The 25,252-nt window shown below is 37.0% G+C and carries 26 protein-coding genes; 12 read left to right on the top strand and 14 right to left on the bottom strand.

Features of this window, described 5'->3' with window-relative positions:
* Positions 1-203 precede the first annotated feature (203 nt).
* The 4 genes from AC07UM_RS21575 (at position 204) to AC07UM_RS21560 (ending at position 3,891) form a co-directional block, all read left to right on the top strand.
* On the top strand, positions 204-1,229 hold the full coding sequence (locus tag AC07UM_RS21575; protein ID WP_494684575.1) for an LLM class flavin-dependent oxidoreductase: 1,026 nt from the start codon (positions 204-206) through the stop codon (positions 1,227-1,229).
* 184 nt (positions 1,230-1,413) lie between these two features.
* On the top strand, positions 1,414-1,617 hold the full coding sequence (locus tag AC07UM_RS21570) for a hypothetical protein (protein ID WP_494685240.1): 204 nt from the start codon (positions 1,414-1,416) through the stop codon (positions 1,615-1,617).
* Positions 1,608-3,020 (top strand): inorganic phosphate transporter, encoded by a 1,413-nt coding sequence (locus AC07UM_RS21565; protein WP_494684573.1) that lies wholly within the window; start codon positions 1,608-1,610, stop codon positions 3,018-3,020. The genes AC07UM_RS21570 and AC07UM_RS21565 overlap by 10 nt, the downstream gene beginning before the upstream one ends.
* A gap of 43 nt (positions 3,021-3,063) precedes the next feature.
* Positions 3,064-3,891, top strand: a complete 828-nt coding sequence (locus AC07UM_RS21560) for a universal stress protein (RefSeq protein ID WP_109738763.1) — start codon at positions 3,064-3,066, stop codon at positions 3,889-3,891.
* Between the two features lie 48 nt (positions 3,892-3,939).
* Here AC07UM_RS21560 and AC07UM_RS21555 read toward each other — a convergent pair whose 3' ends face one another.
* Genes AC07UM_RS21555 through AC07UM_RS21545 form a run of 3 tightly spaced genes read right to left on the bottom strand, consistent with a single transcriptional unit; the run spans position 3,940 to position 8,434 of the window.
* Positions 3,940-6,975, bottom strand: coding sequence for an SbcC/MukB-like Walker B domain-containing protein (locus AC07UM_RS21555; protein ID WP_494684572.1), 3,036 nt, complete (start codon positions 6,973-6,975; stop codon positions 3,940-3,942).
* A 3-nt stretch (positions 6,976-6,978) separates the two neighbouring features.
* Entirely contained in the window at positions 6,979-8,184 is a 1,206-nt protein-coding gene (locus tag AC07UM_RS21550; protein WP_494684571.1) for a metallophosphoesterase family protein, read from the bottom strand.
* Positions 8,185-8,233: 49 nt separating this feature from the next.
* The gene (locus AC07UM_RS21545; protein WP_123921488.1) at positions 8,234-8,434 is read right to left on the bottom strand and encodes a hypothetical protein; all 201 of its coding nucleotides are present in this window, start codon (positions 8,432-8,434) and stop codon (positions 8,234-8,236) included.
* 72 nt (positions 8,435-8,506) lie between these two features.
* On the opposite strand from AC07UM_RS21545, the gene AC07UM_RS21540 reads away from it, so the two are divergent.
* Together AC07UM_RS21540 and AC07UM_RS21535 are read left to right on the top strand one after the other, a co-directional pair.
* Positions 8,507-8,758 carry a VF530 family protein gene (locus AC07UM_RS21540; protein WP_109738761.1) on the top strand — a complete coding sequence of 84 codons (252 nt, stop codon included), beginning with the start codon at positions 8,507-8,509 and terminating at the stop codon, positions 8,756-8,758.
* A gap of 116 nt (positions 8,759-8,874) precedes the next feature.
* Complete coding sequence (locus tag AC07UM_RS21535; RefSeq protein ID WP_103233008.1) at positions 8,875-9,375, top strand: FKBP-type peptidyl-prolyl cis-trans isomerase; 501 nt, start codon at positions 8,875-8,877, stop codon at positions 9,373-9,375.
* A 141-nt stretch (positions 9,376-9,516) separates the two neighbouring features.
* Here AC07UM_RS21535 and AC07UM_RS21530 read toward each other — a convergent pair whose 3' ends face one another.
* Positions 9,517-9,894, bottom strand: a complete 378-nt coding sequence (locus AC07UM_RS21530; RefSeq protein ID WP_494684570.1) for a YchJ family protein — start codon at positions 9,892-9,894, stop codon at positions 9,517-9,519.
* A 232-nt stretch (positions 9,895-10,126) separates the two neighbouring features.
* Complete coding sequence (locus AC07UM_RS21525; protein WP_494684569.1) at positions 10,127-12,268, bottom strand: M3 family metallopeptidase; 2,142 nt, start codon at positions 12,266-12,268, stop codon at positions 10,127-10,129.
* A gap of 255 nt (positions 12,269-12,523) precedes the next feature.
* Between AC07UM_RS21525 and AC07UM_RS21520 the strand changes: the two genes are divergently transcribed.
* The gene (locus AC07UM_RS21520; protein WP_494684568.1) at positions 12,524-13,351 is read left to right on the top strand and encodes a GIN domain-containing protein; all 828 of its coding nucleotides are present in this window, start codon (positions 12,524-12,526) and stop codon (positions 13,349-13,351) included.
* A gap of 1 nt (position 13,352) precedes the next feature.
* Here AC07UM_RS21520 and AC07UM_RS21515 read toward each other — a convergent pair whose 3' ends face one another.
* From AC07UM_RS21515 to AC07UM_RS21495, 5 genes are all read right to left on the bottom strand, one after another.
* Entirely contained in the window at positions 13,353-15,242 is a 1,890-nt protein-coding gene (locus AC07UM_RS21515) for a monovalent cation:proton antiporter-2 (CPA2) family protein (RefSeq protein WP_494684567.1), read from the bottom strand.
* A gap of 3 nt (positions 15,243-15,245) precedes the next feature.
* On the bottom strand, positions 15,246-15,767 hold the full coding sequence (locus tag AC07UM_RS21510; RefSeq protein WP_494684566.1) for an NAD(P)H-dependent oxidoreductase: 522 nt from the start codon (positions 15,765-15,767) through the stop codon (positions 15,246-15,248).
* A 198-nt stretch (positions 15,768-15,965) separates the two neighbouring features.
* Positions 15,966-16,784 (bottom strand): TPM domain-containing protein, encoded by an 819-nt coding sequence (locus AC07UM_RS21505; protein ID WP_494684565.1) that lies wholly within the window; start codon positions 16,782-16,784, stop codon positions 15,966-15,968.
* Positions 16,765-17,193: a TPM domain-containing protein gene (locus tag AC07UM_RS21500; RefSeq protein WP_494684564.1), complete on the bottom strand. Its 429-nt coding sequence runs from the start codon at positions 17,191-17,193 to the stop codon at positions 16,765-16,767. The genes AC07UM_RS21505 and AC07UM_RS21500 overlap by 20 nt, the downstream gene beginning before the upstream one ends.
* Positions 17,194-17,195: 2 nt before the next feature.
* Positions 17,196-17,801, bottom strand: coding sequence for a LemA family protein (locus AC07UM_RS21495; RefSeq protein WP_494684563.1), 606 nt, complete (start codon positions 17,799-17,801; stop codon positions 17,196-17,198).
* A gap of 74 nt (positions 17,802-17,875) precedes the next feature.
* Here AC07UM_RS21495 and AC07UM_RS21490 point away from each other — a divergent pair, with 74 nt between their 5' ends.
* On the top strand, positions 17,876-18,370 hold the full coding sequence (locus AC07UM_RS21490; RefSeq protein WP_494684562.1) for a dihydrofolate reductase: 495 nt from the start codon (positions 17,876-17,878) through the stop codon (positions 18,368-18,370).
* 74 nt (positions 18,371-18,444) lie between these two features.
* Entirely contained in the window at positions 18,445-19,011 is a 567-nt protein-coding gene (locus AC07UM_RS21485) for a DUF2892 domain-containing protein (protein WP_236851612.1), read from the top strand.
* Positions 19,012-19,053: 42 nt separating this feature from the next.
* Here the strand turns inward: AC07UM_RS21485 and AC07UM_RS21480 are convergent, their stop codons facing one another.
* The 4 genes from AC07UM_RS21480 to AC07UM_RS21465 form a co-directional block, all read right to left on the bottom strand.
* A complete protein-coding gene (locus AC07UM_RS21480; protein ID WP_494684561.1) occupies positions 19,054-19,590 on the bottom strand; it encodes a hypothetical protein in 537 nt (178 codons plus the stop codon).
* A gap of 4 nt (positions 19,591-19,594) precedes the next feature.
* Positions 19,595-20,227, bottom strand: coding sequence for a trimeric intracellular cation channel family protein (locus AC07UM_RS21475; RefSeq protein ID WP_494684560.1), 633 nt, complete (start codon positions 20,225-20,227; stop codon positions 19,595-19,597).
* A 105-nt stretch (positions 20,228-20,332) separates the two neighbouring features.
* The gene (gene coaD, locus AC07UM_RS21470; protein ID WP_047098871.1) at positions 20,333-20,797 is read right to left on the bottom strand and encodes a pantetheine-phosphate adenylyltransferase; all 465 of its coding nucleotides are present in this window, start codon (positions 20,795-20,797) and stop codon (positions 20,333-20,335) included.
* A 33-nt stretch (positions 20,798-20,830) separates the two neighbouring features.
* Complete coding sequence (locus tag AC07UM_RS21465) at positions 20,831-21,820, bottom strand: D-alanine--D-alanine ligase (protein ID WP_494684559.1); 990 nt, start codon at positions 21,818-21,820, stop codon at positions 20,831-20,833.
* Between the two features lie 156 nt (positions 21,821-21,976).
* Between AC07UM_RS21465 and AC07UM_RS21460 the strand changes: the two genes are divergently transcribed.
* The 3 genes from AC07UM_RS21460 (at position 21,977) to AC07UM_RS21450 (ending at position 25,220) form a co-directional block, all read left to right on the top strand.
* On the top strand, positions 21,977-23,071 hold the full coding sequence (locus tag AC07UM_RS21460) for a PASTA domain-containing protein (RefSeq protein WP_494684558.1): 1,095 nt from the start codon (positions 21,977-21,979) through the stop codon (positions 23,069-23,071).
* Between the two features lie 73 nt (positions 23,072-23,144).
* Positions 23,145-24,218, top strand: coding sequence for an RluA family pseudouridine synthase (locus AC07UM_RS21455; RefSeq protein WP_494684557.1), 1,074 nt, complete (start codon positions 23,145-23,147; stop codon positions 24,216-24,218).
* Positions 24,219-24,269: 51 nt separating this feature from the next.
* Positions 24,270-25,220 (top strand): PorP/SprF family type IX secretion system membrane protein, encoded by a 951-nt coding sequence (locus tag AC07UM_RS21450; protein ID WP_236851604.1) that lies wholly within the window; start codon positions 24,270-24,272, stop codon positions 25,218-25,220.
* Positions 25,221-25,252 lie beyond the last annotated feature (32 nt).

The following is a 25,252-nucleotide window of genomic DNA, read 5'->3' as shown; positions in this document are numbered from 1 at the left end:
TCTAGTTTTAGGCTGGATTTTTTTTAAATATTGTTATATATGCTCAGTTGAGATTGCTTCGCTTTGCTCGCAATGACAATGCTGTGTTATTAGTGGAAAATTAGTGTTATTTGTGTTTAAAAAACAACGACTTTTCGATCTTACCAAACATCAATGTTTTTAATCTTTCATAGTGGTAATTTTGTATCACTAAAAACAACAATATGGAATTAGGAATAGGAATGTTCGGTGATTTGGCTTTAGACCAGTCAACCGGAAAATATAGAGATGCCGGAATTAAGATCCGTGAGATATTGGATCAGGTAAAATTGATGGATGAGGTAGGAATTGATGTCTTTGCAATGGGAGAACATCACCGTCCGGATTATGCTGTTTCCTCTCCGGAGATCGTTTTGGCAGCGGCAGCAAGTATTACAAAAAATATAAAACTGGCCAGCGGAGTGACTGTTTTGAGCTCTTCGGAGCCGGTAAAAGTATATGAAGATTTCTCAACACTGGATCTGATTTCAGAAGGAAGAGCAGAAATATTCGTGGGACGCGGAAGTTTCATAGAATCATTTCCATTGTATGGGTATTCATTGAATGATTATGAACAATTATTTGACGAAAAATTAGAATTACTACTGAAAATTAATTCTGAAGAAAATGTAAGCTGGTCAGGAAAACTTCGTGCGCCGATGCAGAATCAAACCGTATATCCAAGAGCAAAAAATGACGGAAAGCTTTCAATCTGGAGAGCTGTTGGAGGGACTCCACAATCTGTTTTAAGTGCAGCACAGCTTGGAATGCCTTTAGTGGTAGCGATTATTGGTGGAATGCCGATTCAGTTTAGAAACCTGATTGAATTCTATAAGCAGGAATACCAAAAAGCAGGTCATGATGTTTCAAAAATGCAGATCGCTGTTCATTCACATACCTTTGTGAGTGATGATCAAAAAGTAGTAGACGGATATTTCCATAACTATAAATCTCAGATGGACAGAATAGGAGCTTCCAGAGGATGGGCGCCTTACACAAAAGCACAGTATGATGGTGGAAGAAGCAAAGACGGAGCATTATTTATCGGCAGTCCGGCAGAAGTAGCGGATAAAATTGCTTACATGAAAGAGATTTTCGGAATTACAAGATTTATCGGACATATGGATGTGGGAGATCCTGCTCATGAAGTGATGATGAAATCTATTGAATTATTTGGGAAAGAAGTAAAACCCGTTGTAAAAGGACTGTAATAGTCGTTTATAGATATGACAAGGAGACCGGAAAAGGTCTCCTTTTTTATATTGTAGAGAATCCTATTTTTTAAATATAATAAACAGTTAATCATTTATTAACATTGTAATCTTTTAAACTTCATTTCTTTACAGTAATGAAACAAAGCGATAGCTATTAATGATTGACCTGTCTATGATCCGCATGATACAAAATCTGTATTATCTTGGTAACGAACAGTTTCCCCCTACTTCTATTTCACTAAGCAGATCGTTTGGATGTTCCAAAGTCTATTACTATTCAGGATATCTTCCTCATTATATCTTCTCGATGGTTTCATTTCTCAACATTCTGGATGTTCTGTTGATCCAGCCATTCCAAAATCTAAATAAAAAACCATGCTTTTAAACAATATTCTATTTTTTTCGGTGGATCCGAATCTCAGTACAGGGCTTGTCATTATTTTCATTCTCTGTCTGATAGCTGTTGTGGCTTTTGAGTTTGTAAACGGTTTTCACGACACAGCCAATGCCGTGGCTACCGTAATTTATACTAAAGCTCTTAAACCTGTTATTGCAATTCCCTGGTCAGGCTTCTGGAATTTTCTGGGAGTTTTTACAGGAGGAATTGCCGTTGCAATGGGAATCTTAAAACTGGTTCCGATGGATACACTCGTAACGCTGCCCGTTGCAGTGGGAGCTTCTTTGGTTCTTGCTGTTCTACTGGCATCCATCATCTGGAATCTGGGAACCTGGTACTTTGGAATACCGTGCTCCAGCTCTCATACTCTGATTGGTGCTTTAATTGGTGCCGGCTTAGGATTTACCTGGTATTATGGAGGCGGGGTGAACTGGCATAAAGCTGAAGAAATTGGAATGTCACTCATTTTATCCCCTATCGTAGGATTTTGCTTAGCTGTTCTGCTGATGTGGTTCTTTAAATATGTAATCCGCTATAAAGCACTTTTTCATATTCCGACGGGTGCCAATGATAAACCTCCTTTTGTGATCAGAGCTATTTTAATAACAACCTGTACGTTAGTAAGCTTTTTTCACGGCAGTAATGACGGACAAAAGGGAGTTGGGCTTTTTATGCTGATCCTGATCGCTTTTATGCCTGCCCAATTTGCAATTAATCATGATATTCCTAACGATAAGATTGTTTCTATCCTGAATACAACGGAACATACATTACAAGCAACAGCTGCCGGGAATACTCAAAATACAGCTGAATTTAAGACTCTGAATCTTGCTATTGAAAATGTAAAAGAAAATCTGATCCATAAGAATGAAAAAGACAAAGCAGCGACTTACAAATTCAGAAAAGAGGTAGATAACCTTATTGATTCTCTAAAAAAACTGAACGAAAATAAAGCCATAGCTATTGACGAATCCAACAGGGCAATACTTACCAGCCAGATTTCTGAACTTAAAAAGTTAACCGAATTTGCTCCTCTATGGGTAATTATTGTTATCTCCGTCTCACTGGGGTTGGGAACTATGATAGGCTGGAAGAGAATAGCAGTAACCATTGGTGAAAAAATAGGAAATGAACATTTGAATTATGCCCAGGGTGCATCCAGCGAAATTGTTGCAGCATCTACTATAGGAATCAGTACATTTCTGGGATTACCGGTAAGTACCACGCACGTTTTGTCAAGTGGTATAGCAGGTTCTATGGTCGCTTCCGGTGGTAAAAGTAACCTTAATCCGGCTACATTAAAAAGTATCGGTCTTGCCTGGGTACTTACTTTACCGGTTTCTATTGTACTATCTTTACTGTTATTTATATGTTTTCATCTGTTTATTTAGTGGCAGACTTTTAATTCAGTGATTATTATTAAAACCGAAAAAAATGAAACAAATATTAGTTGCCTCAGACTTTTCCAACAACGCAGGTAATGCGCTGTTATATGCTCTGTCCCTCGCCAAAACTTTAAAGATGAAAGTAACGGTACTGAATGCCATTCATCCCACGGAAGGCATCAACAATAGTACATACAACGCTATTTTTATTGAAGATTACTATGCAAGAAAGAGATCCGCTCTGAAAGAATGGACTGAAACCTTCTGTAATAATGATGAATATAAAGACATTCCGGTAAAAACCGTTTGTGATGTTGGCTTTTTAAGAAATGTCATTACGAAATACATAGAATATAATGATGTGTCGTTTTTAGTAATGGGAATGACGGGAGCTACGGGCATTAAAGGAATTATAGGAAGCAATGCCAGCTTAGCCATTAGCAAGATGCGGATTCCTACATTAATAGTTCCTGCAGAAAGCATACTTCATCCAACACCTGTTATTACGCTGGCTACTGATTACAAAACCACAAAACTATCCGTAAGGGATATAAAAGCATTGAATCAGCTCCTTAAAGTTTCCGATCCGAAGAAGCTGGAAGTACTTCATATTTCGGACAAAGATACAGCTGCAAGAGCTATAGAAAATGGGGAAAAGAAATTAAAAGATCAGCTTTCTTCTGTGGAGATTACCTTTCACTACGTTGAGGATGATAAACCATCAAGCGGAATTATTGATTTCATAGAAACCAATAAAACAGATATTTTATGTCTGGTAAAACACAATCACAATATTATTTACCGATTGTTTTCCGGAAGTACTGTAGATGAGATCCTGAACAAATCTGTGAAGGCTGTATTGATTCTTCATGCGTAAGTTTTCAAGCCAGCCTTAGTTTAATTTTTTTTGAGATTTTAAGATTAATTATACAATCTCAATCAGGCTTCCTCTTTCTTCGTCTTTAATAATGTTGAGAGCTGTAGGGATTTTTTCTTTCAGTTCTTCAACGTGCGAAATAATCCCTACAATCCTGTTTTCTTTCATCAGATTGGTAAGCGTTTCAAATACAATATTCACCGATTCCGTATCCTGAGTTCCGAAACCTTCATCAATAAAGAAGAAGTTTTTATCGGCTTTTGCATTGGCCTGAACGCTTTCTGCCAATGCCAGAGCAAGGCTTAAAGAAACCTGAAATGCTTGTCCACCCGACAGTGTCTTTACACTTCTGCTTTTCCCTTCGTTGAGGTAATCGATGATCTCGAAGTCGTTATTTTCATTAAGCTGCAGACTCAGCTGGTTTCTGGTCATTCGGTGGAAACGAACATTCGCATGATCACAAAGCTGTCTCAGATAAATAGACGAAACATATTGTACAAAACCTGCTCCTTTAAACAGGTTCATCATAATCTTTAAATTTTCAGAACGCTTCTGAAGTTTTGTCAATTCTTTCAGAAGTCCTTCTTTTTTCACAAACTCTTTTTCCAATCGGTCTATTTCTGCGGTCTTGGTGACTACAGAATCACTGATTTGCTTCTGCTCACTTTGCGCTTCATTGAACCGTTGTTCAGCCTGAGAAAACTGCTCACTGTCAAATGAAAGTCCTTTCAGTTTTAATTCCAGCTCGCCGATGAATTTCTTTAAAGCTTCGAAATCAACTTTGAAATTCTGGATTTTGGTTCTTACGAGTGGAATATCAATTTCCTGAAATAAAATATTCTCAACCTCTTTGAACTCTGTGAAGTTTTGATCTGACAAGGCTTTGATAATCGCCTCTTCATTCCCGGAAATTTCTTTTTCAAGTTCTGTAATCTGTTTCTCCGATTGGCTGACGATCGTTTTTTGTTCTGCCAGTTTTGGAGAGAGAATTTTTTCCTGCTCCAGTGCTTTTTGGTAATTTTCTTCAGTTTCCTTGTTGGAAAATACTAGTTTTTGGTAGGTTTCTTCAACTTCTATGATCGCTTTTTGGGTATACAGATTCCAATCCAGAATCTTAAGACCGGAACGGCTGATATTGATCTGTTCCTGTTTAGAAACCTCTTCCAGTCTGAAATTTTCCAGCGCACTTTTATATTTTTCTAATAATTGGGTTTCTTTTTCAAGAATTTCCCTTTCCTGACCTATATTACGCTCTGTTTCTTCGATCTTTTTTTCTAAAGTAAATGAGTTGGTCCGTTTTTTCTCAAACTCTTCCTCCTGATCCGAGGCAAATTGTTTCCATGTGAAATTCAGGATATGATTTTCAATCTCTTTCTGAATCTGAAGAATAATTTTCTGTTCCGAAAGAAGCTGTCCCTCAAAGATTTTCTTGCGGTCCAGAATTTTATCAATTTCTGCTTCCTGTTTTTGAAGAGCAGTTATTTCCTGTTCTACGGATGTTATTTTCTCCTGAATTTCCTGCAGTTCAATATTCACATCATTGAATTCCACAATATGCGGATGTTCTTTGGATCCACAAAGAGGACAATTTTCACCATCATGAAGTTCACTGGCGAAACGGGAAAGTTCTTTTTGAATTTTGAGATGATCCAGTTTCTGGGAAAGTTCTTTTTTCTTGACTTCAAAGGTTTCTTTTCTGATTTTGAAATCTTCTTTATAATTTTCCTGATAGGCAAAAGGTTTTAATTCCTCTGCAATTTCTCCAATCTGTTTTAGATGCTTCTCAATTTTTTCAGCCTGTTCCTGCTGTGATTTTTTTAAGTTTTTTTGTTGAATAAACCAATTTCCCACTTCAGAAAGCAGAGCAGAATCCAGTTTTTGCTCCTTTAAGGTTTTAATCTGTACAGAAAGTTCATCAATCTTCTTTTGAATCTTCTCTTTATTAAGGTCTACTTCTTTTACTTTTTCAGAACCCTTTTGAGTTCTTTCATTCAGAACTTTGATTTCTTCAGAAAACTTCAGAATTTGAATGATGAGGCTCAAATCGTTTTCCTGAATTCTGGATTGCTCTAAAGCTTTAAATTGCGGTTCAAGTGCTGTGAGTTGTTCTTTGATCGTATTGAAAGCCTTCTCAGTCTCCTGCAAGTCCTTGATCTGCTGTTCTCTTTCGCTCCGTTTATCGGTAATTTCTTTCGAAAGCTTATTTTTCTCAATAATCAATGGGTTGAAAAGCCTGAAAGTACGGTCGTATAATTCAGTCTGTGCTTCCAGAGCATCCACCTGAGGTTTTTCTTCAGAGAGTTTGCTGAATTTTTCCTTATTCTGTTGTAAACTTTCAAAATCGCTTTTTAAGTTTTTCAGCTGTTGATAGGTATGGGAAACCCTTTCCAATTTTTCATTCGATTCAGAGAGTTTTTTCTGTTCCTCTGTCAGCTGTTCTTTCTGAGTCTGGATTTTCTCTTCATTGATTTCTTCAAAACCTTTTAACTGGCCTTCAAGTTGATCCAGTTCAGACCTGTTTTTTATATTAAGCGTGGAAACATTGTTCTGAAGATCGAATTTTTGAAGGTTAAAAATCTCCTTCATCATATTCGTTCTTTCTGCAGCACCCAATTCAAGGAATTCTTTGAACTGCCCCTGCGGAATAATGATGGTTCTTTTGAAGTTGGAATAGCTTAACCCAATGATCGTCTCCGCATTCGAGTGATCCAAAGGAATCCATTTACCGTTGATATTTTCATAAAAAGTAACTGCATTAGGCTTTACTTCCTCGAATTTTTTCAGATTTCTTTTAAAGTCACGGGCAGCACGGAAAAGCTTATTCTCATAATTCACAAAATCAAACTCTATATAAGAACTGTTTGATTTTAAATTCATCATGTTGTAAGCTCTTTTATCACGCATGTTCAGACGTTCCGTTTCTCCATATAAAGCAAACGAAATGGCTTCAAGAACCGATGATTTTCCAGAACCCACCGCCCCGAAAATACCAAACAATCCCGCTTCGGTAAGGTTTCTGAAATCAATCGTTTGGCGTTCCTGGTAGGAGTAAAGTCCTTCGATAGTTAATTGAACAGGGATCATGGCTTATGCATTTAAAATTTCGTTAAACAAATTCATCAGTTCTTCATTGGCTTCCTGTCCGCCGTTTTTAGATTTAAAATAATCCTTGAATAATATGTCAATATCCTGACTTAAATTGATTTCCTGGCTTAGATTTTCAGCCAGCTCTTTATTTTTGACTCTTGGGATGAGGTGAACAATTCCGTTATGAGCCTGATAGATTAATCTTCTTTCATCAGCCGTTAGAAAAGTCTCACTTTCCAGCGTAAGTTCAATAAATGTATAGGGATTTTCACTCAGCCACTGAACGGTATCTTCTATAGAAGTAAATGTTTTTCTGACTAAAGCTCTTCCGTTTTTTAAAGCCTTTTTTTCATAATTAACTGGCTTTCCAGGCTTTGCATCAATGATGGACACATATTTTGTCTGTCCGGCTTCACTGAAACTGTAGCATAGGGGAGAAGATGAATAAATAACAGGCTTTTCCTTTGTCCCGATATTCTGAAAACCATGGAGGTGCCCCAATGCCGTATATTGAATCTGCTCAGGAATAGTATCCGAAAAAATAAGGTCTGCATTTCCGATCTTAATAGGTTTTTCTCCTTCAGGTTCTTCCAAAACTTCCGCTCCTCTTTTATTCATATATAAATGAGCGGTCAGAAGGTTCACTCCGGAATCATCACAAAACTGATCAGCAAGATCTTTCCATGTTTGTGAAAGGACTTTGTTGATTTCTTCTTCTTTATTTTCTCCAAAATATTCTTTTAAACGGATCTCATTTGCGAAAGGAGTGTGAAGAATTCTTACAGGGAAATCTATCTCTTCAATTTTCAACTCTATAAAACCTTCTTTAGAATTTGAAATGTTGAAATATTCTGTACTGAAGGGCTTAACATTAGCTTTAGGATGGCCTATTAAAATAATCCCACATTCCCGGGCCAGAGGATCCGGAGCATCGATCAGATTGGGGGAGTCGTGATTTCCTGAAATTGCAATTACAGGACGTTTCCCATTCAAAGATAAACGTTTCAATGTTTTATAAAAAAGCTCAACGGCTTCTACACTCGGATTAAAATTGTCAAAAAGATCACCGGCAACAAGGATAAGATCAGCATGTTCTTCATCAGCAATGCCTATAATCTCCTCCATTACCAGAATTTGCTCTTCCAGTCGTGAAAAGCGGTCCAGTCGTTTTCCCAAATGCCAGTCGGCTGTGTGCAGAATTTTCATAAAAAGTGTATCATTGTTTAACGTAAATAGATTGAGTAATGAACGATTTTCATTCTTGATTATCAGTTTCTTTTACTTTGAAATCTTCCAGAATTTGTTTTAAACGCGCTTTCCTTTCTGTTTCCGCATCTTGCATTTTCCGTTTTTTCTGATCAATTTTCTTTTTATTTTTTTTCCTGTTTGCTTCGTTGTTTTTGCTCATATTGGTTTGTAACGAATGATTTTTATTAGTAAGCAATAGCTTTTTCAAAAATACTAAAGATTGAGAGTTTAAACAATTTTAGTCGTTAAGTCTGATAAAATGTTTTAATTTTGCTGTGTTATGGAAGAAAAATCAAAAGATCCTTTACACGGAAAAAGGCTTGATGCTATTCTCGAAGAATTGGTAGAATACTATGAAGGATTTGAAAAATTGGGTGAGCAGATCAATATCAAATGTTTTACAGATAATCCGAGCATCACTTCTTCCCTGAAATTTTTACGGAAAACACCCTGGGCCAGAACAAAAGTAGAAAGTCTTTATCTCTTTATGCTGAGACAGAAAAAGCGTGACGAAACCAAGGGCAGAAAATAGAAAGCAGGATCTTACTTTTAGATTTTTCATTTGATTTTCTCCTCGGAACAATCATTTCAAAAAATAGTATATTTGTAAAATTAATCGTGAAAAAGCGCACGAAAAAAATAAGAAATATGACAATTGAAAACAATCATGTTGTAGCTGTAAAGTACATACTTCACACTATCGAACCAGATGGAAGTAAGATTCTTGTAGAAGAGACAACAACAGAAAATCCGCTTACATTTTTGTACGGTATGGGAATGATGATTCCAAAATTTGAACAAAATATCCTGGGCTTAAAAGCTGGTGATAAAGCAGATTTTACAATTCAGCCTGAAGAAGCCTATGGTGACAGACAGCCTGATGCTATCGCACAATTGCCAATTGATATGTTTAAAGAATCTGGAACTCCACCTATTGGAGCTATTTTACCTTTATCTGATAATGAAGGGAACAATTTCCAGGCATTTGTAGTAGAAGTTACTCCTGAAGTTGTAGTAGCAGACCTTAACCATCCAATGGCAGGGAAAGTTTTAGATTTCCAGGTAGAAATTTTAAATACTCGTCCAGCAACTGAAGAGGAATTGTCACATGGACATGCTCATGGAGTTGACGGAAATGAAGCTCACTAAAAAATAAGAAATGTTCGATTTTTCGGACATTTTTTAGATAAAAGATAAAAAATACCCCACAGATCAATTCTGTGGGGTATTTTTATTTATAAGGTTACAATAGGTATTGAATGCTTGGCATTCCTCTCTTCCGGAAGGGTTCTAATCTAAAAATTCCCCTGAAACATAATACCAGCGTTCATGCATTTTTTGGAAAAGTGAAAATTCATGATGGAGCTGCGGATGTCCATCCTGGTCCGTATAATAAGCTTTAAACTCTACATGATTTAAGGTAGGAGTCCGGATGATTTCCAGTTTTGTCCATTGGTTGATTTCTCCCCATTCCTGAAGATCTTTTTTATTGTGGTATTTCCTTTTTCCCGGAAGTGTGGTTTCCATCAGATAATCACCATTCGGAATAGCAAAAGCAGAAAACCTTGAGCGCATCAAAGCTTCAGCGGTGGGAGCATGCTTTTCTCCGGTATGATAAGGTTTGCAGCAGTCTTCGTAGGATTTTCCTGAACAGCAGGGACAGTCCATATAGTGTATTTTAAAATGTGAACTGCAAAAATAATGAATATCAGGAGAAATGGTTGAGTATATCTGAATTTTACAGTGTATCCTAAATCGGTGTATTGAAGTTAATATGATAAATGATATAAAATTCAATAGGAACGGGCTTTAGCCCGTTAAAAAATAAACAAACAACAATCCGCTGGCTTTAGCCAAAATATAAAAAAGAAGCACTCTTAAAAGAATGCTTCCTATTGATTTATTTAATAAAACCTCTGTTTCTTAATAAAGGTTTGATATCCGGATCATGTCCTGTAAAGTCTCTGAATGCCTGATTCAAGTCTACAGAATTTCCTACAGAAAGAATATATTTTCTGAAACGGTCACCATTTTCTCTGGTTAATCCGCCATTCTTACTGATCCATTCCCATGCATCATTATCCAATGTTTCAGACCATAAATAAGCATAATATCCTGCTGAATATCCACCTCCCCAGATGTGTGCAAAATAAGGCGTGTGATATCTTGGTGGAACTGTTGCCAGATTGAATCCATGGCTGGCTAAAGATTGTTTTTCAAAGTCTAAAACTGGAATAAACTGACTGTCGTTGCTTACGGTATGCCAATCCATATCCAATTCAGCAGCAGAAACCAATTCTGTAGTCATATATCCTTGATTGAATGTAGAAGCTTTTTTAATTTTTTCTACCAATGTCTGTGGAATAGGCTGTTTTGTTTCATAATGAACCGCGTAGTTTTTCAGAACCACAGGATCTAAAGCCCAGTGCTCATTGATCTGAGACGGGAATTCTACAAAGTCTCTTGGTACATTTGTTCCTGAAAGAGAAGGGTATTTCTGGCTGGCAAACATTCCGTGAATAGAGTGTCCAAATTCATGGAAGATTGTTGAAACATCATCATAACTGATTAATGAAGGTTTTCCAGGAGCAGGTTTCTGATAGTTGTAACAGTTAACAATGACAGGTTTTGTTCCTAATAAATAAGACTGCTCAACGAAATTACTCATCCATGCACCACCGTTTTTAGAATCTCTTGTATAGAAATCCAGGTAATAGATCGCGATAGATTTTCCATCATGATCGAAAACTTCATAGGTTACCACATCAGGATGGTAAACAGGAAGATCTGTTCTCTTTTTGAATGTCAGTCCGTAGAACTTTTCAGCAGCGAAGAAAACTCCTTTTTCAAGAACCGTTGTGATTTCAAAATAAGGTTTTATTTCACTTTCGTCAAGATCAAACTTAGCTTTTCTTACCTGTTCAGCATAGAAATTCCAGTCCCAAGGTTCTACTTTGAATCCTCCTTTTTGCTGATCGATAAGATCCTGGATGTCTTTTGCCTCGCGTCTGGCTGTTTCCACGGCCGGAGTAGCAATTTGATTCATCAGATGGGTAGCTGCTTCAGGTGTTTTTGCCATCTGATCCTGAAGTTTCCATTCTGCGAAGTTTTTCTTTCCTAAAATCTGAGCTTTCTTCAATCTCAGTTTAGCCAGTTTTTCGATCGTGGATCTAGTATCGTTAGCATCTCCTTTTTCAGCTCTTGTCCATGAAGCTTTGAATAGCTTTTCTCTGGTAGCTCTGTTTTTTAAGTTTTGTAAAAGAGGTTGTTGTGTCGTATTCTGTAAAGCCAGAAGATATTTTCCAGGCTGTCCTGCTGTTTTGGCATCAGCCGCAGCTGCAGCAATTTCATCAGCGGAAAGTCCGTCCAGTTCTTTTGCATCGGAGAAAAATACTCCACCTTGCTTTCTTGCTTCCAATAATTTATTAGAATATTGAGTAGAAAGAGAGGCCAGCTCCTGGTTGAGTTGCTTTAATTTTTCTTTGTCAGCTGCAGAAAGGTTAGCCCCTGCAATTTCAAAGTTTTGTTTATAATATTGTACCAGTCTTTTGCTTTCAGAATCAAGACCGTCTTCTTTGATGGATTGTATTCTTTTATAAAGATTTTCATTCAGGTACAATTTATCAGAATGTGCAGCAAAAATAGGGGCATATTCTTCATCCAAAGCCTGTAAAGTAGGATTGGTATTTGCGCTTGTAAGATTTGAGAATACAATTTGTGCTCTTCTCAATATTTCACCGCTTTTTTCCAATGCAACGATTGTATTTTCAAAAGTTGGGGCAGCCGGATTGTTGGCAATTTTTATAATCTCAGCTTCGTGCAGCTTTAAACCATAGTTAAAAGCCGGTTTGAAGTGCTCATTTTTGATTTTGTCAAATTCCGGAGCTTCGTATTGAAGCTTGCTTTTCTTCATAAAAGGATTTGAAGATAAAGAGGAATCAGGTGCAGGAAGCTCCTGTTGAATATCGGTCTGTTTCATTGTAGTACAAGATTGATTGAACGCCAAGGCAGAAATTAATAATACCGATGAAATATTCTTCATAAATATAGTTGTTATTAAAGCATAAAGATATTAAAAACTTGTATCATAGAATCTATTTTGGAGAATGTATTTATTAACCCCGTTCAAGTAAGTGCTTTTAGATGAATACGTAGAATACTGGGGACATATACTCCCATTTTGAAAATCTGTATAGCATAGTATTTCAGTATTTTTAATTGTAATGTAATATTTTTTATAAATTAGTTGTTATTTAAATAAAGAAATCAACAAAAATAATTAACAAAAGAAATAAGCATGAAAACAAGGACTTTATTTATTTTTTCAGCCTTAGCGGCATTAGCCTCATGTAATGACAAGCATGAGAACAGAAACAGAGATAGGGATGGAGACAGGAGCAATTGGGTAGAGAAAGTAGTAAGCAAAGAAAGTGGCCCGATACAGCAGAAAGAATTTAACGGAGATTTTGATGAAATTCAGATTTCTCAAGCGATAGAAGCAGAAATTATAAAATCTGAAACAGAAAAAGTGGTGATTTCTGCCCCTCAAAGTATCATCAATGAAATTCTTGTAGATAATGATGGCGGAAGACTTCATATTCATTATAAACCTGGAATCAGAGTGATGAATATTAGTAAAGTAACGGCGAAAATTTATACAAAAGATTTTAATAAACTTCTTGCCGATTCTGCAGCGAGAATTATTATAAAAGATAAATTTACTCAGGAGAAAACAGATCTTGAAGTATCCAGTGCAGGAAGTATTTCCGGAGATTTGGAAGCTAATGATATGGATATCAACATAAGCAGCAGCAGCAGCTTCAACGGTAAAATCTGGGCTGTAAACCTTGATATTGAATCTTCATCAGGATCTACTCTTGACATTTCCGGGAAAGCGAAAAAGGTGGACATCAGTGCTTCTTCAGGCAGTAGTGTTTCAGCGAAAGGTGTTATCGCTGATAATGTAGAAGCAGACGCTTCCAGTGGGGCAAGTGTTCAGATAAGTGCTGTTTCCAGCGTGAAGGCTGGTGCTTCATCTGGTGGAAGTGTGGATATCTCTAAAAAAGGAGAGCTTAAGAATGTGACCAAAGAAGAAAGCAGTGGCGGAAGTGTAAGCATCCAATAAATCAATCCTGGGATTCATCCTCATCCTCTCCATCGGTGGATGAGGAGCCTTCCCAATTTTTATTATCAAAATTAAGATTATCGTATGCTAATAAGTCCTCCTCTCGCTGGAGGATTTCTTTTGTGGTAAATAAGGTAATAGCATCATCATTTTCCTTCATTTTTGCGAGCTTCCTGATTGATGCCTTATCAATAGCCATAAATCTTTGTCCGAGACGTCTTGCCGCATATTTTCTCATTCCTGTTTCATGAAGCACATCAACAGCCATATCAACAGCAGTTCCTAAGGTTTCACGGTAAATATGATTGACTCCGCTGTTAAGATATTCATAGGCATCAATCCTATTTTTAGCCCGTACAAAAATTTTCACTTCAGGATAATGTTCACGAACCAGTTCTGCAATGAATTTATTATCATCCGGATCATCCAGACATAAAACCAAGATCTCAGCATCCTCAATTCCTGCAGCCCTTAGAATAGGAATTCTTGTGGCATCACCATAATATACTTTAAAACCATAGCTTCTGAGCAGTTTTACACGATCAGAATCGCGGTCCAGGACGGTAGCCGATATTTTATTGGCTTTTAAAAGACGTCCCACCGTACTTCCAAAGTGCCCGAAACCTACAATGATAATCTTCTTTTGAATAATATCATTGTCAAGAATATTAAAATCATTCTCTTCTTCAGGAATTTCTTTGATGAATTTCGGAGTGATAAACTTATCATTAATAATAAGAAGAATGGGAGTAATACACATGGTGATTGCTGTAACAGCCATCATTTGTGCATTCATCTCAGGCCCCAGCAGATAAAGATCCGAGGCATAGTTAAGCAGTACGAATGCAAATTCTCCTACCTGAGAAAGAGCAAATGCATAAAAAAGACTCTGAGGGGTCTCTATCCTGAAAAACTTTCCGATGGTATATAAAACCATAAATTTTACTGCCAGCACTGCAAAAACAGTACTGAAAATAAATAATGGATCTTTCTGAATAATATTAAAATTGATTGTTGATCCTACACTAACGAAAAAAACAGCTAATAAAAGTCCTTTGAAAGGATCAATTTGGGCTTCCAACTCATGACGGAATTCACTGTTGGCAAGCATTACTCCTGCAAGGAAAGCTCCTAATGCCGGAGAAAGGCCAATAACAATCATCAGCTCAGAAACACCAATAACCAGAAATAGGGAAGAAGCCGTCAATAGCTCTGTCATTCCCGATTTTGAAACATATCGCAAGAAAGGAACAAAGACATATCTACCTAGTAAAATAAGCAGGACTACCCCTAGAATTACTGTTCCGGCCTGAAGCCATTCCGGAAGTTTTTGGATCAGAATCTGAATTTCATTATCGTGATGCTTTGCTTTATAGTTTGCTACAATAGGGAGTATGGCCAAAATAGGAATCACCGAAATATCCTGAAACAATAGCGTAGAGAATGAAGCTTCCCCGGCTGTTGTTTTAAGATTATTCTTTTCCTGTAACGTTTGCAGAACGATTGCCGTAGAAGATAAAGCAAAACACATCGCAATAGTAATTGCCTTATCTACTCTCCAGCCTACACTTATGAAGACTAAGAAAAGTAACAAAATAGTGAGCGCCATCTGAGAAAGTCCCAGTCCCATTATTTTCTTTCGCATTTCCCAGAATTTCCGGGGTTCCAGTTCTAAACCTACCAGAAATAAAAGCATAATGACTCCAAACTCACTGGCATGCATAATATCATTTACATTATTTCCTGTAAGCCGAAGTACATAAGGTCCTATGATGATTCCTCCTAAAATATAACCAATCACAGAACTTAACCCTAATTTCCTGGCCAATGGAACCATAATAATGGCTACCCCCAGAAAAATTAATGTGTTCATCGCTAAGCTGGATTCCATAGGCTATTGATTGAGTAGTTCTGTAAATTCCTTTTTATGTAGAATAATTTCTTTTTTAGACAGTTTATTGGCTTCGTATACGATTTTAATGAACTTGATATCTGCTTTGAAAACCTTTAGAGAAACAATCAGTCCGCTGATCAGTTCATCGATCGTATATTGATAGGTGCCTGTTTTTGAGAAAGATCTTTCTTTTCCACCGGTGGTTACGAGAATATAAACTTCTTTTCCTTCCAGAGGATTATGCTCACCTTCTTTTAGCCAGTCTCTGTCGAAAACTTCATCGATCCATAACCTGAGAAGAGGAGGCATTCCGAACCATATCAAAGGAAACTGAAAAACAAAGCGGTCATAGTTTTTAAGACGTTTTCTTTCTCTGAAAGCGGCAATATGAAAATCAGGATATTCTTCATAAAGATCTCTTAAGGTATAATGCTGGTGGCGAACGTAGAAATTGATGAGCTCTACATTCGAATTGGAGTGCTCCAGATAAGGGTGTGCAAATACTACCAGCGTCTTCTTCATAATCCTGTTTTCAGTAAATATAATAAAAAAATATTGAATAAAAGGTGGTTTTTATGAGGTTTTATTAATTTTTTAATACGTAAAAATCAATTTACCATTAAGAAAAATTAAAAAAAGTATACTATTTTAGGTTTTTAAATAAAAAATCAGGCCGTGATGACCTGATCTGTTTATATATTTTGAAAGTGATTTACTGATTTACCAACCTCCGGAAGCACCACCGCCTCCAAAGCTTCCGCCACCGCCGAAACCTCCAAATCCGCCGCCGCCTCCGGAACTTCCGCCGCCAAAGCCACCACCGCCGCCGCCAAAACTGCCAGGGAATGGGAAGAAGCCGCCAGGATAGTTTCTGCGTCCTTTTCTTGTGATAATGACATCGTCATCGTCGTCATTATTTCCACCACGGCCACCACCTCTGTTACCAAAAAGTATGGCAATAATGATGAAAATAACAAAAGCAATAATCAGAACTTTAAAAGCGCTTCCATTGCTGGAAGGAGCTGTCGTTGCAACGGGTTTGAATTTACCTTCAACGGCCTCCATAATGGCTGAGGTTCCGCCATTGATCCCTTCATACCAAAGTCCTTTCTTGAAGTTTGGGGTAACAATATAATCTAAGATCTGTCCTGCTACTGAAGCGGTAAGATATTGTTCTACGGCACGTCCCTGCTGGATAGACATCGTTCTGTCTTCTGTGGCAACAAGGAAAACCACTCCGTTATCCACTCCTTTTTTTCCGATCTTCCATTTCTCACCGAACATGGTTGCCAGAAAGTTGACATCTTCTCCTTTGGTGGAGCGGATGATCACTACTTCAATTTCTGTTGAGGTAGAATCTGCAAATTTGATCAGCTTATTATTAAGAGCATCCTTTTCCTGTTGAGAAAGCAAACCGGCTTCATCAAAGACAGGGTAAAGAACTGCTGGTTTTTCGGGAATGGTGTATTGTGCCGATACAAAAGTGTAAAAGCATAGCAATACAAATGAAAATACTATTTTAAGAGAACGTAATTTCATTTGACAGTTGGTTTGGATTTTCTCCTTCTACAGGAAAATGTTTTTTGAGTTCAAGTCCTGTTTCCAGGATGGCACTTTTCAGTGCCTTGTGATAATTTCCTTTGGCAAATTCTGCAGTGATATAGTCGTGCAGATGATCCCAGTAAGACTGTCTTACCTTTTCATGGATTCCGATATCTCCGATGATGGTCAGATATTTTTTTTCAAAATTAACATGAAAAAGAACAGCATTCCTGTCAGCCGTTTTATCCATATTGAGTTTTTTGAAAACGTCAAATGCTGTCTTGGCATCACGGTTTTCTGTATTGGAATCAATATGCACCCTGATCTCTCCCGTAGAATGATCTTCCGCAGACTGAATCGCTTCCACAAGGGAAGCGATCTGTTGATTTGTTAGGAAATTACCCATTATTATTTGAATACTTCAGGGGCTTTTTGAGCACCTGCTTCAGCTTTGAAATAAGGTTTTTCTTTAAAGTTGGTGAAATTCGCCAAAATATTATTCGGGAAAGTCTTGATGGAAGTGTTGTAATCCTTTGCAGCATCATTATAATAAACAGTTTCAGTTCTGATACTGTTTTCAATAGCAGTGTATTCTCTTTGGAAATTGATATACTGCTGGTCTGCTTTTAAATTAGGATAAGCCTCCACTACAGCCATCAATCGGCTCAAAGCTCCTGATAATTCTCCCTGTGCAGCCTGGAATTTAGCCAGGTCAGCCTCAGTCATATTACTAGGATCAATGTTGATAGAAGTAGCCTTGGAACGTGCTTCCACAACTTGCGTTAAAGTTTCCTGCTCAAATTTTGAATACGATTTTACCGTTCTTTCCAGGTTAGGAATAAGGTTTGCTCTTTTTTGATATACAGTCTCTACATTAGACCATTTTGCGTTGACAGTCTGTTCTTTGTCGACAAATCGGTTATATCCGCTTTTTCCCCAGAAGAATAGAACAGCAACAATAATAAGGAGGGCAATACCAATAGTTCCGGCACCCAAACATCCTTTATTTTTCATAGTTTATTTTTTTTAAATTTTTTGTGCTAACCAAATATACAAATTATGTGCTAATTTTGTGAAAAATTATTTGAATGACAACAATAGTGGTGGCAATGGGAGAGAAAAATGAAATTGGTTTTGAAAACCAGTTACTTTGGCATCTTCCTAAGGATCTAAAACATTTTAAAGATATAACTTCAGGACATCCCATCATTATGGGAAGAAAAACATACGAAAGTATTGGAAAGCCCCTTCCAAACCGTACCAATATTGTTGTGTCAAGAAAGAAGAACTGGTTTGAAGAAGGAATCCTTATCGTGGGAAGCATCAAAGAAGCATTGAAATTTGCTAAAAAAATTGATGAAGAAGTCTTCGTTATTGGGGGTGGAAACATTTATGAGCAGACAATGGATTTGGTAGACAGGCTTGAAGTGACTTTAGTGAAAGCAGATCTTAAAGCAGATACATTCTTCCCGAAAATAGATGAGAAGATCTGGAAAAAGACTGCAGAAATCTGCCATGAGAAGGATGAGAAAAATACTTATGATTTCTGTTTTCAGACCTTTGAAAAAATCAAGAGTGAGTAATTACAGAATTCTCACCTCTAACTTCTAGCTTCTAACCTGTAAATTTTTTATCTTTGCACTTCTAAAATTTAATAATGAATAAATACATAAAAATTGTAATAGCAGCACTTCTTATCCTGGCGGGACTTTATTTGATATTTTTCACAAGAAGTATGGGATGGGGTATTGTTGTTTTTCTTTTGGCTGCATTTCCGATCTTATTATTCTTTAAAAATGAATATATTCTTTTGGCATTCTGGCAATTGAGAAAACAAAATATGGAGAAAGCTGGTGAATGGTTAACGAAAATAACAGATTATAAAGGGCAACTGCATAAGACTCAATACGGATATTTCCACTATTTATTAGGGTTGACTCAAGCTCAGGATCACCCTGCAAAAGTAGAACCTTTTATGAAAAAAGCATTGGAATATGGTTTGAATATGAAGCATGACAGAGCAATGGCAACTTTAAATCTTGCCGCAGCAGCTATTTCCAAAGGAAGAAAACAGGAAGGACAGAAGTTACTGGAAGAAGCAAAAAGATTGGACAGTGCAGGAATGATGACTGATCAGATCAAAATGATGAAAGATCAGTTGAAAATGCCAACTATGCAGAAACACATGCACAATCCTAATATGAGACAGAGAGGAAGATTCTAAGGGATCTCCGATATCTATATAAAAGTAAAAGTCCTGAATTTTTCAGGACTTTTTGTTTTTTATTGTTGGAGGTGGCGGCGGAGCTTCCTGTTTAAAAAAAGTATCTTTTGGGTAAATATTTTCCTTTACGAGAAACAAACTATCGTGCTTCATGAATTTATCTCGGAGTCCATCATCATAAAATTTACGGCTTTGCTTTTTATAAGTTACAGTAACCAAAGGGAAATCTCCTTTCTCATGCGGTTTATCTTCTTTATTCAGGAATTTAAGATAATTTTCAAAAGACAGAGGATCGCTTGCTTTTACGTTGTAGATTCTTTTAGGTAATGTTTGAGCTTTTTTATCATAAGATGCTGCTTCAGAATATTTCTCAAGGAATAGAGTGTCATTCTGTTTGGTAAAAGTATATGTTTCAAATGCAAAGAACGTACAGGCTGAAAGATCAGTCATTATTTTGACTGTATCTCCGTTTTCCATCTTTTCTGAAAAATGATAAAGGTCTTTATTCAAATCAAATTTACGCTCATGCTTGCAGGAGAATAAAGAAAGTGAAAAAATGATAAAAAGTGTTTTTTTCACAAAGTTACATTTCCGAGTTCTGATCATAACCATAAAACTTAGGCATCTGCCAATGGTATTTTACAGCCAATGTTCGAATTGCTACAATCAGTATAATAGTAAATATTTGTATAAAAGTATAGGAAAGTGTAGTATACCTGGTCATCAATAAAAATGCTGAACCTCCTAATATACATGCTGTAGCATAAATTTCCTTTCTGAAAATCAATGGAATTCTGTTGAGTAATATATCCCGGATAATACCTCCGAAACAACCTGTAATGGTTCCTAATGCAATACAAATCATAGGATGGATTCCTGCATTTAATCCTTTCTGAACCCCGATAATGGTAAATAACCCAAGACCAAAGCTGTCGAAAATAAATAAGGTTACTTTAAAATTCTTTTCAAGAGATTTGAATACCATGGAAAAAATGCTGGTCACCAGGATCAGGGCACACATCAGAAGATCATGCATCCAGAATACCGGGATATCAAGCAATAGATCTCTTACAGTTCCTCCTCCTACGGAAGTTACAAATGCAATAATAAGTACCCCAAACGGATCAAGCCGTTTTTGCATGGCTGCAAAACTTCCCGACATGGAGAAGGCAATGGTCCCCAGGACTTCTATAGCAAAATTGAACTGTTCGTGCATATCTATTATAAATGGTAAATGATAATTGATGAATGATTTTTTGCTTAAGCAAATTCTTGGCCATTATATCAATTATCATTTATCGCTTATCAATTATTGTTTTGTTTATCTCTCCACCCTCACTGAGTCCGGAACCATCAGTTCATATTCGCCGCCGTGGGTGATGATTTCTCTTACGATACTGCTGCTGATAAAAGATTTTCCTGAAGAGGTCAGTAAGAATACCGTTTCCAGTTTTTTGTGGGCTAAAGTTCTGTTGGTATGGGCAATCGCTTTTTCAAATTCAAAATCGGCAGGGTTTCTCAATCCTCTGATAATGTATTGAGCATTTTTTTCAAAACAATAATCTACCGTTAAGCCTTCGAATGAGTCTACTTCCACATTGGGGAATTCTGCTACGGAATTCTGGATAAATTCCATTCTTTTTTCAAGAGGGAACATATATTTCTTCTGAGAATTCTGTCCAATGGCGATGATTAATTTATCAAATAGCGGTGCCGCTCTTTCTATAATGTCGTAATGTCCTAGTGTAATAGGGTCAAATGACCCAGGGAAAACAGCAATTTTCATGTTGTACGAGTTATAATTTCTTACTTCAGTTATCTATTTTCTTTTATGTAAAGCTTTTTCAACTTCATTTCCGCAAAGATCCATAATGGAAATTCCATAATGTCTTGCCTGTTGTGGGAGAATACTTGCAGGAGAGAATCCCGGATTGGTATTCATTTCAAGCATATAAGGAATTCCGTCCATCAGAATGAATTCACTTCTTGAAAAACCGCTCATTCCTAGTGAATTGTAGGCTCTTTTAGCAATTTCTTCTACTCTTTTTGTAGTTTCCTCATCAATTCTTGCTGGGGTAATTTCTTCAGAAGCCCCTTCATATTTTGCCTCATAATCGAAAAACTCATTGGTAGGAACAATTTCTGTAATTCCCAGAACGATAGTTTCTCCTTTAAAATCGATAACTCCTACAGAAACTTCCATACCGTCAAGGAAACTTTCAATCAGAATTTCATCATCTTCCTTGAATGCTATTTCAGTAGCGGCAATCAGTTCAGATTTTTCTTTTACTTTAGAAATTCCCAGAGAAGATCCGGATTGGTTGGGTTTTACAAATACAGGAAGATTTAATTCTGATACGATCTCATCCACATTGATGTCTTCGCCTTTTCTTAAATAAATGCTTTTCGCGGAAGGAATTCCGTATTTTGATAATACGGCAAGTGTATCTTTTTTATTGAAAGTAAGAGCACTCTGGTAAAAATCACACCCTGTATATTTTTGACCAATCGCATCCCAGTATGCCTGAAGAATCCCGTTCTCACCAGGAGTTCCATGGATAATATTGAAGCAGGCATCAAATTTTAAGGTTTCACCATTATCTAAAGTTACAGAAAAATCACCTCTGTTGATCTCGTATTTCTTATCATTTTCTCCTAAAAAATACCATTCATCTTTAAGGACTACTACTTTATATACGTCATAGAGATTTCTGTCTAAAGAATCATAAATCAATTGTCCGCTTTTTAAAGAAACGACATATTCATCAGAATAGCCCCCCATTACTACGGCAACACTTTTTTTGTTCATAACCATATAGTATCAATTGAGGCAAATTTAATCATTTTCTGTAATGCAGTATGGGAAATTGGCAAATTTTACCATCAAAAATGAATTGTGTTAAATAAAAAGTCCATTCTAAAATTATTAGCTATATTTGCGGTTATAATTAAAGTATTTTTAAGTATGCTTAAATCACTTTTCAATTGGAAAGTTTTACTGAATTTAGTAATAGCCATCGGCATTTTTGTAGGGTTGATATGGCTCACATTTCGCTGGTTGGAATACCATACTAATCACGGTCAGGAAATACCTGTTCCCAATGTCGTTAATAAATCTATCCATGATGCTGTTAAAATATTGGATGATACAGGATTGGAGTATGAAGTAGACAGTGCCAAGTATGATCCTAAATACAGACCATTCCAGGTTCTTCAGATCTATCCTGCACCGGGTTCCCGTGTAAAGGACGGAAGAACGGTACGTCTTAGAGTGAATCCTAGAACATGGGCTCAGATTGCTGTTCCGGATGTTATCAATAAATATTCAGGGCTGGCATTCCAGAGGTTAGATCAGGTAGGTCTTAAGATTGGAGATACTATATATGAACCAAGTATCCAGAAAGATGCTCTTTTACGTATTTTATATAAAGGAAATGCTGTAAATCCGGGAGCACGTTTACCTAGATTCTCTGTAATCGATGTAGTGGTAGGCTCTGGTCCTATGAGAAATATTTCTATTCCTAATGTGGTAGGACTTTCTGTAAAAGAAGCAAGAGTAGTTATCGCAAAAAGTATGTTTGAAGTTGGGTTGATAGAGCATGAAGATGGCAGCAAAGACGAATCTGATATTATTTATTATCAGGATCCTGCTTCAGGAGATGTTCGTGACCAGGGAATGCAGATTGACCTTTGGGCAAGTAAGAAAACTCCGGCAGAGCTTAGAGCTAAAGTAGAGCAGCTGAATTCTATCTATCGTATGAAAGTAGATACATCACTGCCTCCGGTACGGTATGAAGAAGTTCATAACGAACCAAGCTATGAAGCTCCCGTAGTACCTCCTCCGGCACCTAAAAAAGAAACTCCAAAACCGGAAGTTCCAAAAACTGAGACTCCTAAGACTCAGACGACAACTTCTAAACCTGTTGTTTCTGCAACTGAAAAGCCTAAAACGACTGTAGGAAACGGCACTCATACTGCAGGAAGTACAGCCAAACCAGCTGCTTCAACAACGACACAGCCTGCTCAAAAGCCGAAAGCTAAGAAGGTAGTCGTAGAATAAGATCAGATTAATATCAAAAATACAGGCTTCAACTATAAAATGTTGAAGCCTTTTCTGTAAAAAATATAAAAGAATGTCAGAAGATAACGAAGATTTTTTAGATGAAGAATTATTAGATTCCAACAGTATCGAAAACATCGATATTGACGAGGAAAATAAAGGATTGTATGAACATCTTAATATCACTGTTGACAATAAACAGGAACCATTAAGAATTGATAAGTTCCTTTTAATACACAGACAGAATTCTTCAAGGAATAAAATTTCACAAACCTGTAGAGCCGGAAATGTTATTGTAAACGGAGCTCCGGTAAAACAGAATTACCGGGTGAAGCCGGGAGATCAGATCTCGGTACTGCTTACCCATCCTCCAAGGGAGAATGTCATTACTCCGCAGGATATTCCAGTGAATATCATCTATGAAGATGATGACCTTATTGTAGTGGATAAGGAACCAGGAATGGTTGTACACCCGGGATTCGGAAACTGGGACGGAACGCTGGTGAATGCGCTGGCATATCACTTTGAAAAGAATGGTCAAAAGTCTGATCTGGATAGAGTAGGGCTTGTTCACAGAATTGATAAGGATACCTCAGGACTGCTGGTAATCGCCAAGAATGAGTATGCATTAAGCTTTCTGGCGAAACAATTCTTTAACAGAACCACGAAAAGATTGTACTGGGCTTTTGTGTGGGGTAATCTTCAGGATGAGGAAGGCACCATCAAAGGACATATCGGAAGACATCCTAAAAACAGGATGCAGATGTCTGTCTATGAAGATGGCAGCCATGGAAAACACGCAGTAACCCATTATAAGGTCCTGGAAAGGTTCAAGTATATGACTTGGGTGGAATGTAAACTTGAGACGGGAAGAACCCATCAGATCAGGGCGCATTTCAGACATGTAGGCCATACTTTGTTTAATGATGAAAGATATGAAGGTCATACCCCTTTGAGAGGAGTGAATCTTCCCAAATACAAGCAATTTATTAAAAATGTTTTTGAGATTTTGCCAAGACATGCCCTTCATGCCCATACCCTCGGATTTATACACCCAACGACTAAAAAGGAATTGTATTTTGAGAGCCCAATGCCCAAAGATATGACGGATGCTGTAAAAAAATGGAGAAATTATTTGGAAAACTAAAAATATATTGAGAATTTTTTTATATTTGTTGAATTGAAATCAAGATTTGTTATGAGAAAACTATATGCTATCGTATGTTTAGCTCTTTTGTCAAATGCATACAAAGCACAAGAATCACTACCATACTATCAGCAATATCTTCTGGATGGTGAGTTCCTGTTCAACCCAGCTCAATACGGAAAATCAGATTACGTACAGCTCAACGCCAATTATCAACAACAATTTTCAAAATTTAGTAATTCTCCGAATGTTCAGTCTATTGGGATTAATGCGAATATCTTTGATAGAGTAGGTGCTGGTATTTCCGTGTTTAGAGACAGTAACGGGCCTATTTCTGCTGGTGGTATCACGGCCGGTGCTTCATATTTTATTCCGCTGAGCAGCGAGGGAGACAGAAAAGACCAGTTCTCTTTCGGTACAAGTGTTAACTTCTATAACATGAATTTTGATTATTCAAAAATCAATACTGAAGAAGGAGGTGACCCATTATTGAGAGGTGAAGAAAGTAACATCTTTATGGTGTATGCCAACTTTGGTTTGGCTGCTACCTATAGAGGTTTATTCGGGGGTGTTTCCGTAAATGATATTGCATTGAGTAATGATGCTTCTATCGTAAACAACTACGAGCCTTCTCCAATTAAATTCTTCTTAAACTTAGGATATAACTGGAACATTGCTGATAACATTACATTAGCACCATCAGCATTGATCAACCTTAATACAAACTCAACGAGAATGATCGACTGGAACCTTATGGCGACGTTCTCTAACGAGATCAACGCATTCTCTTTCGGGGTAAGCTACAGAACGGTTCAGAACAGATTTGATAATCAGAACCTGAGTATTTCTCCAATTGTAAAAGTGAGATTCAACAAATTCATGATCGGAGCTACTTATAACCTTGGATTATCTGATATCCAGAGCTATGGTGGAAACAGCTTCATGATTGGTCTGGGTTATAACTTTGACAACTTTATTAATGTTAGAGGATTTAGATACTAATCAATTTAATTTAAATAAATTTGAGCTCTGAA

The organism is Chryseobacterium sp. GW821-FHT04C04, from assembly GCF_059420365.1.
The sequence above is the reverse complement of the archived record's forward strand: the minus strand, read 5'-3'. Positions and strand labels throughout refer to the sequence as shown.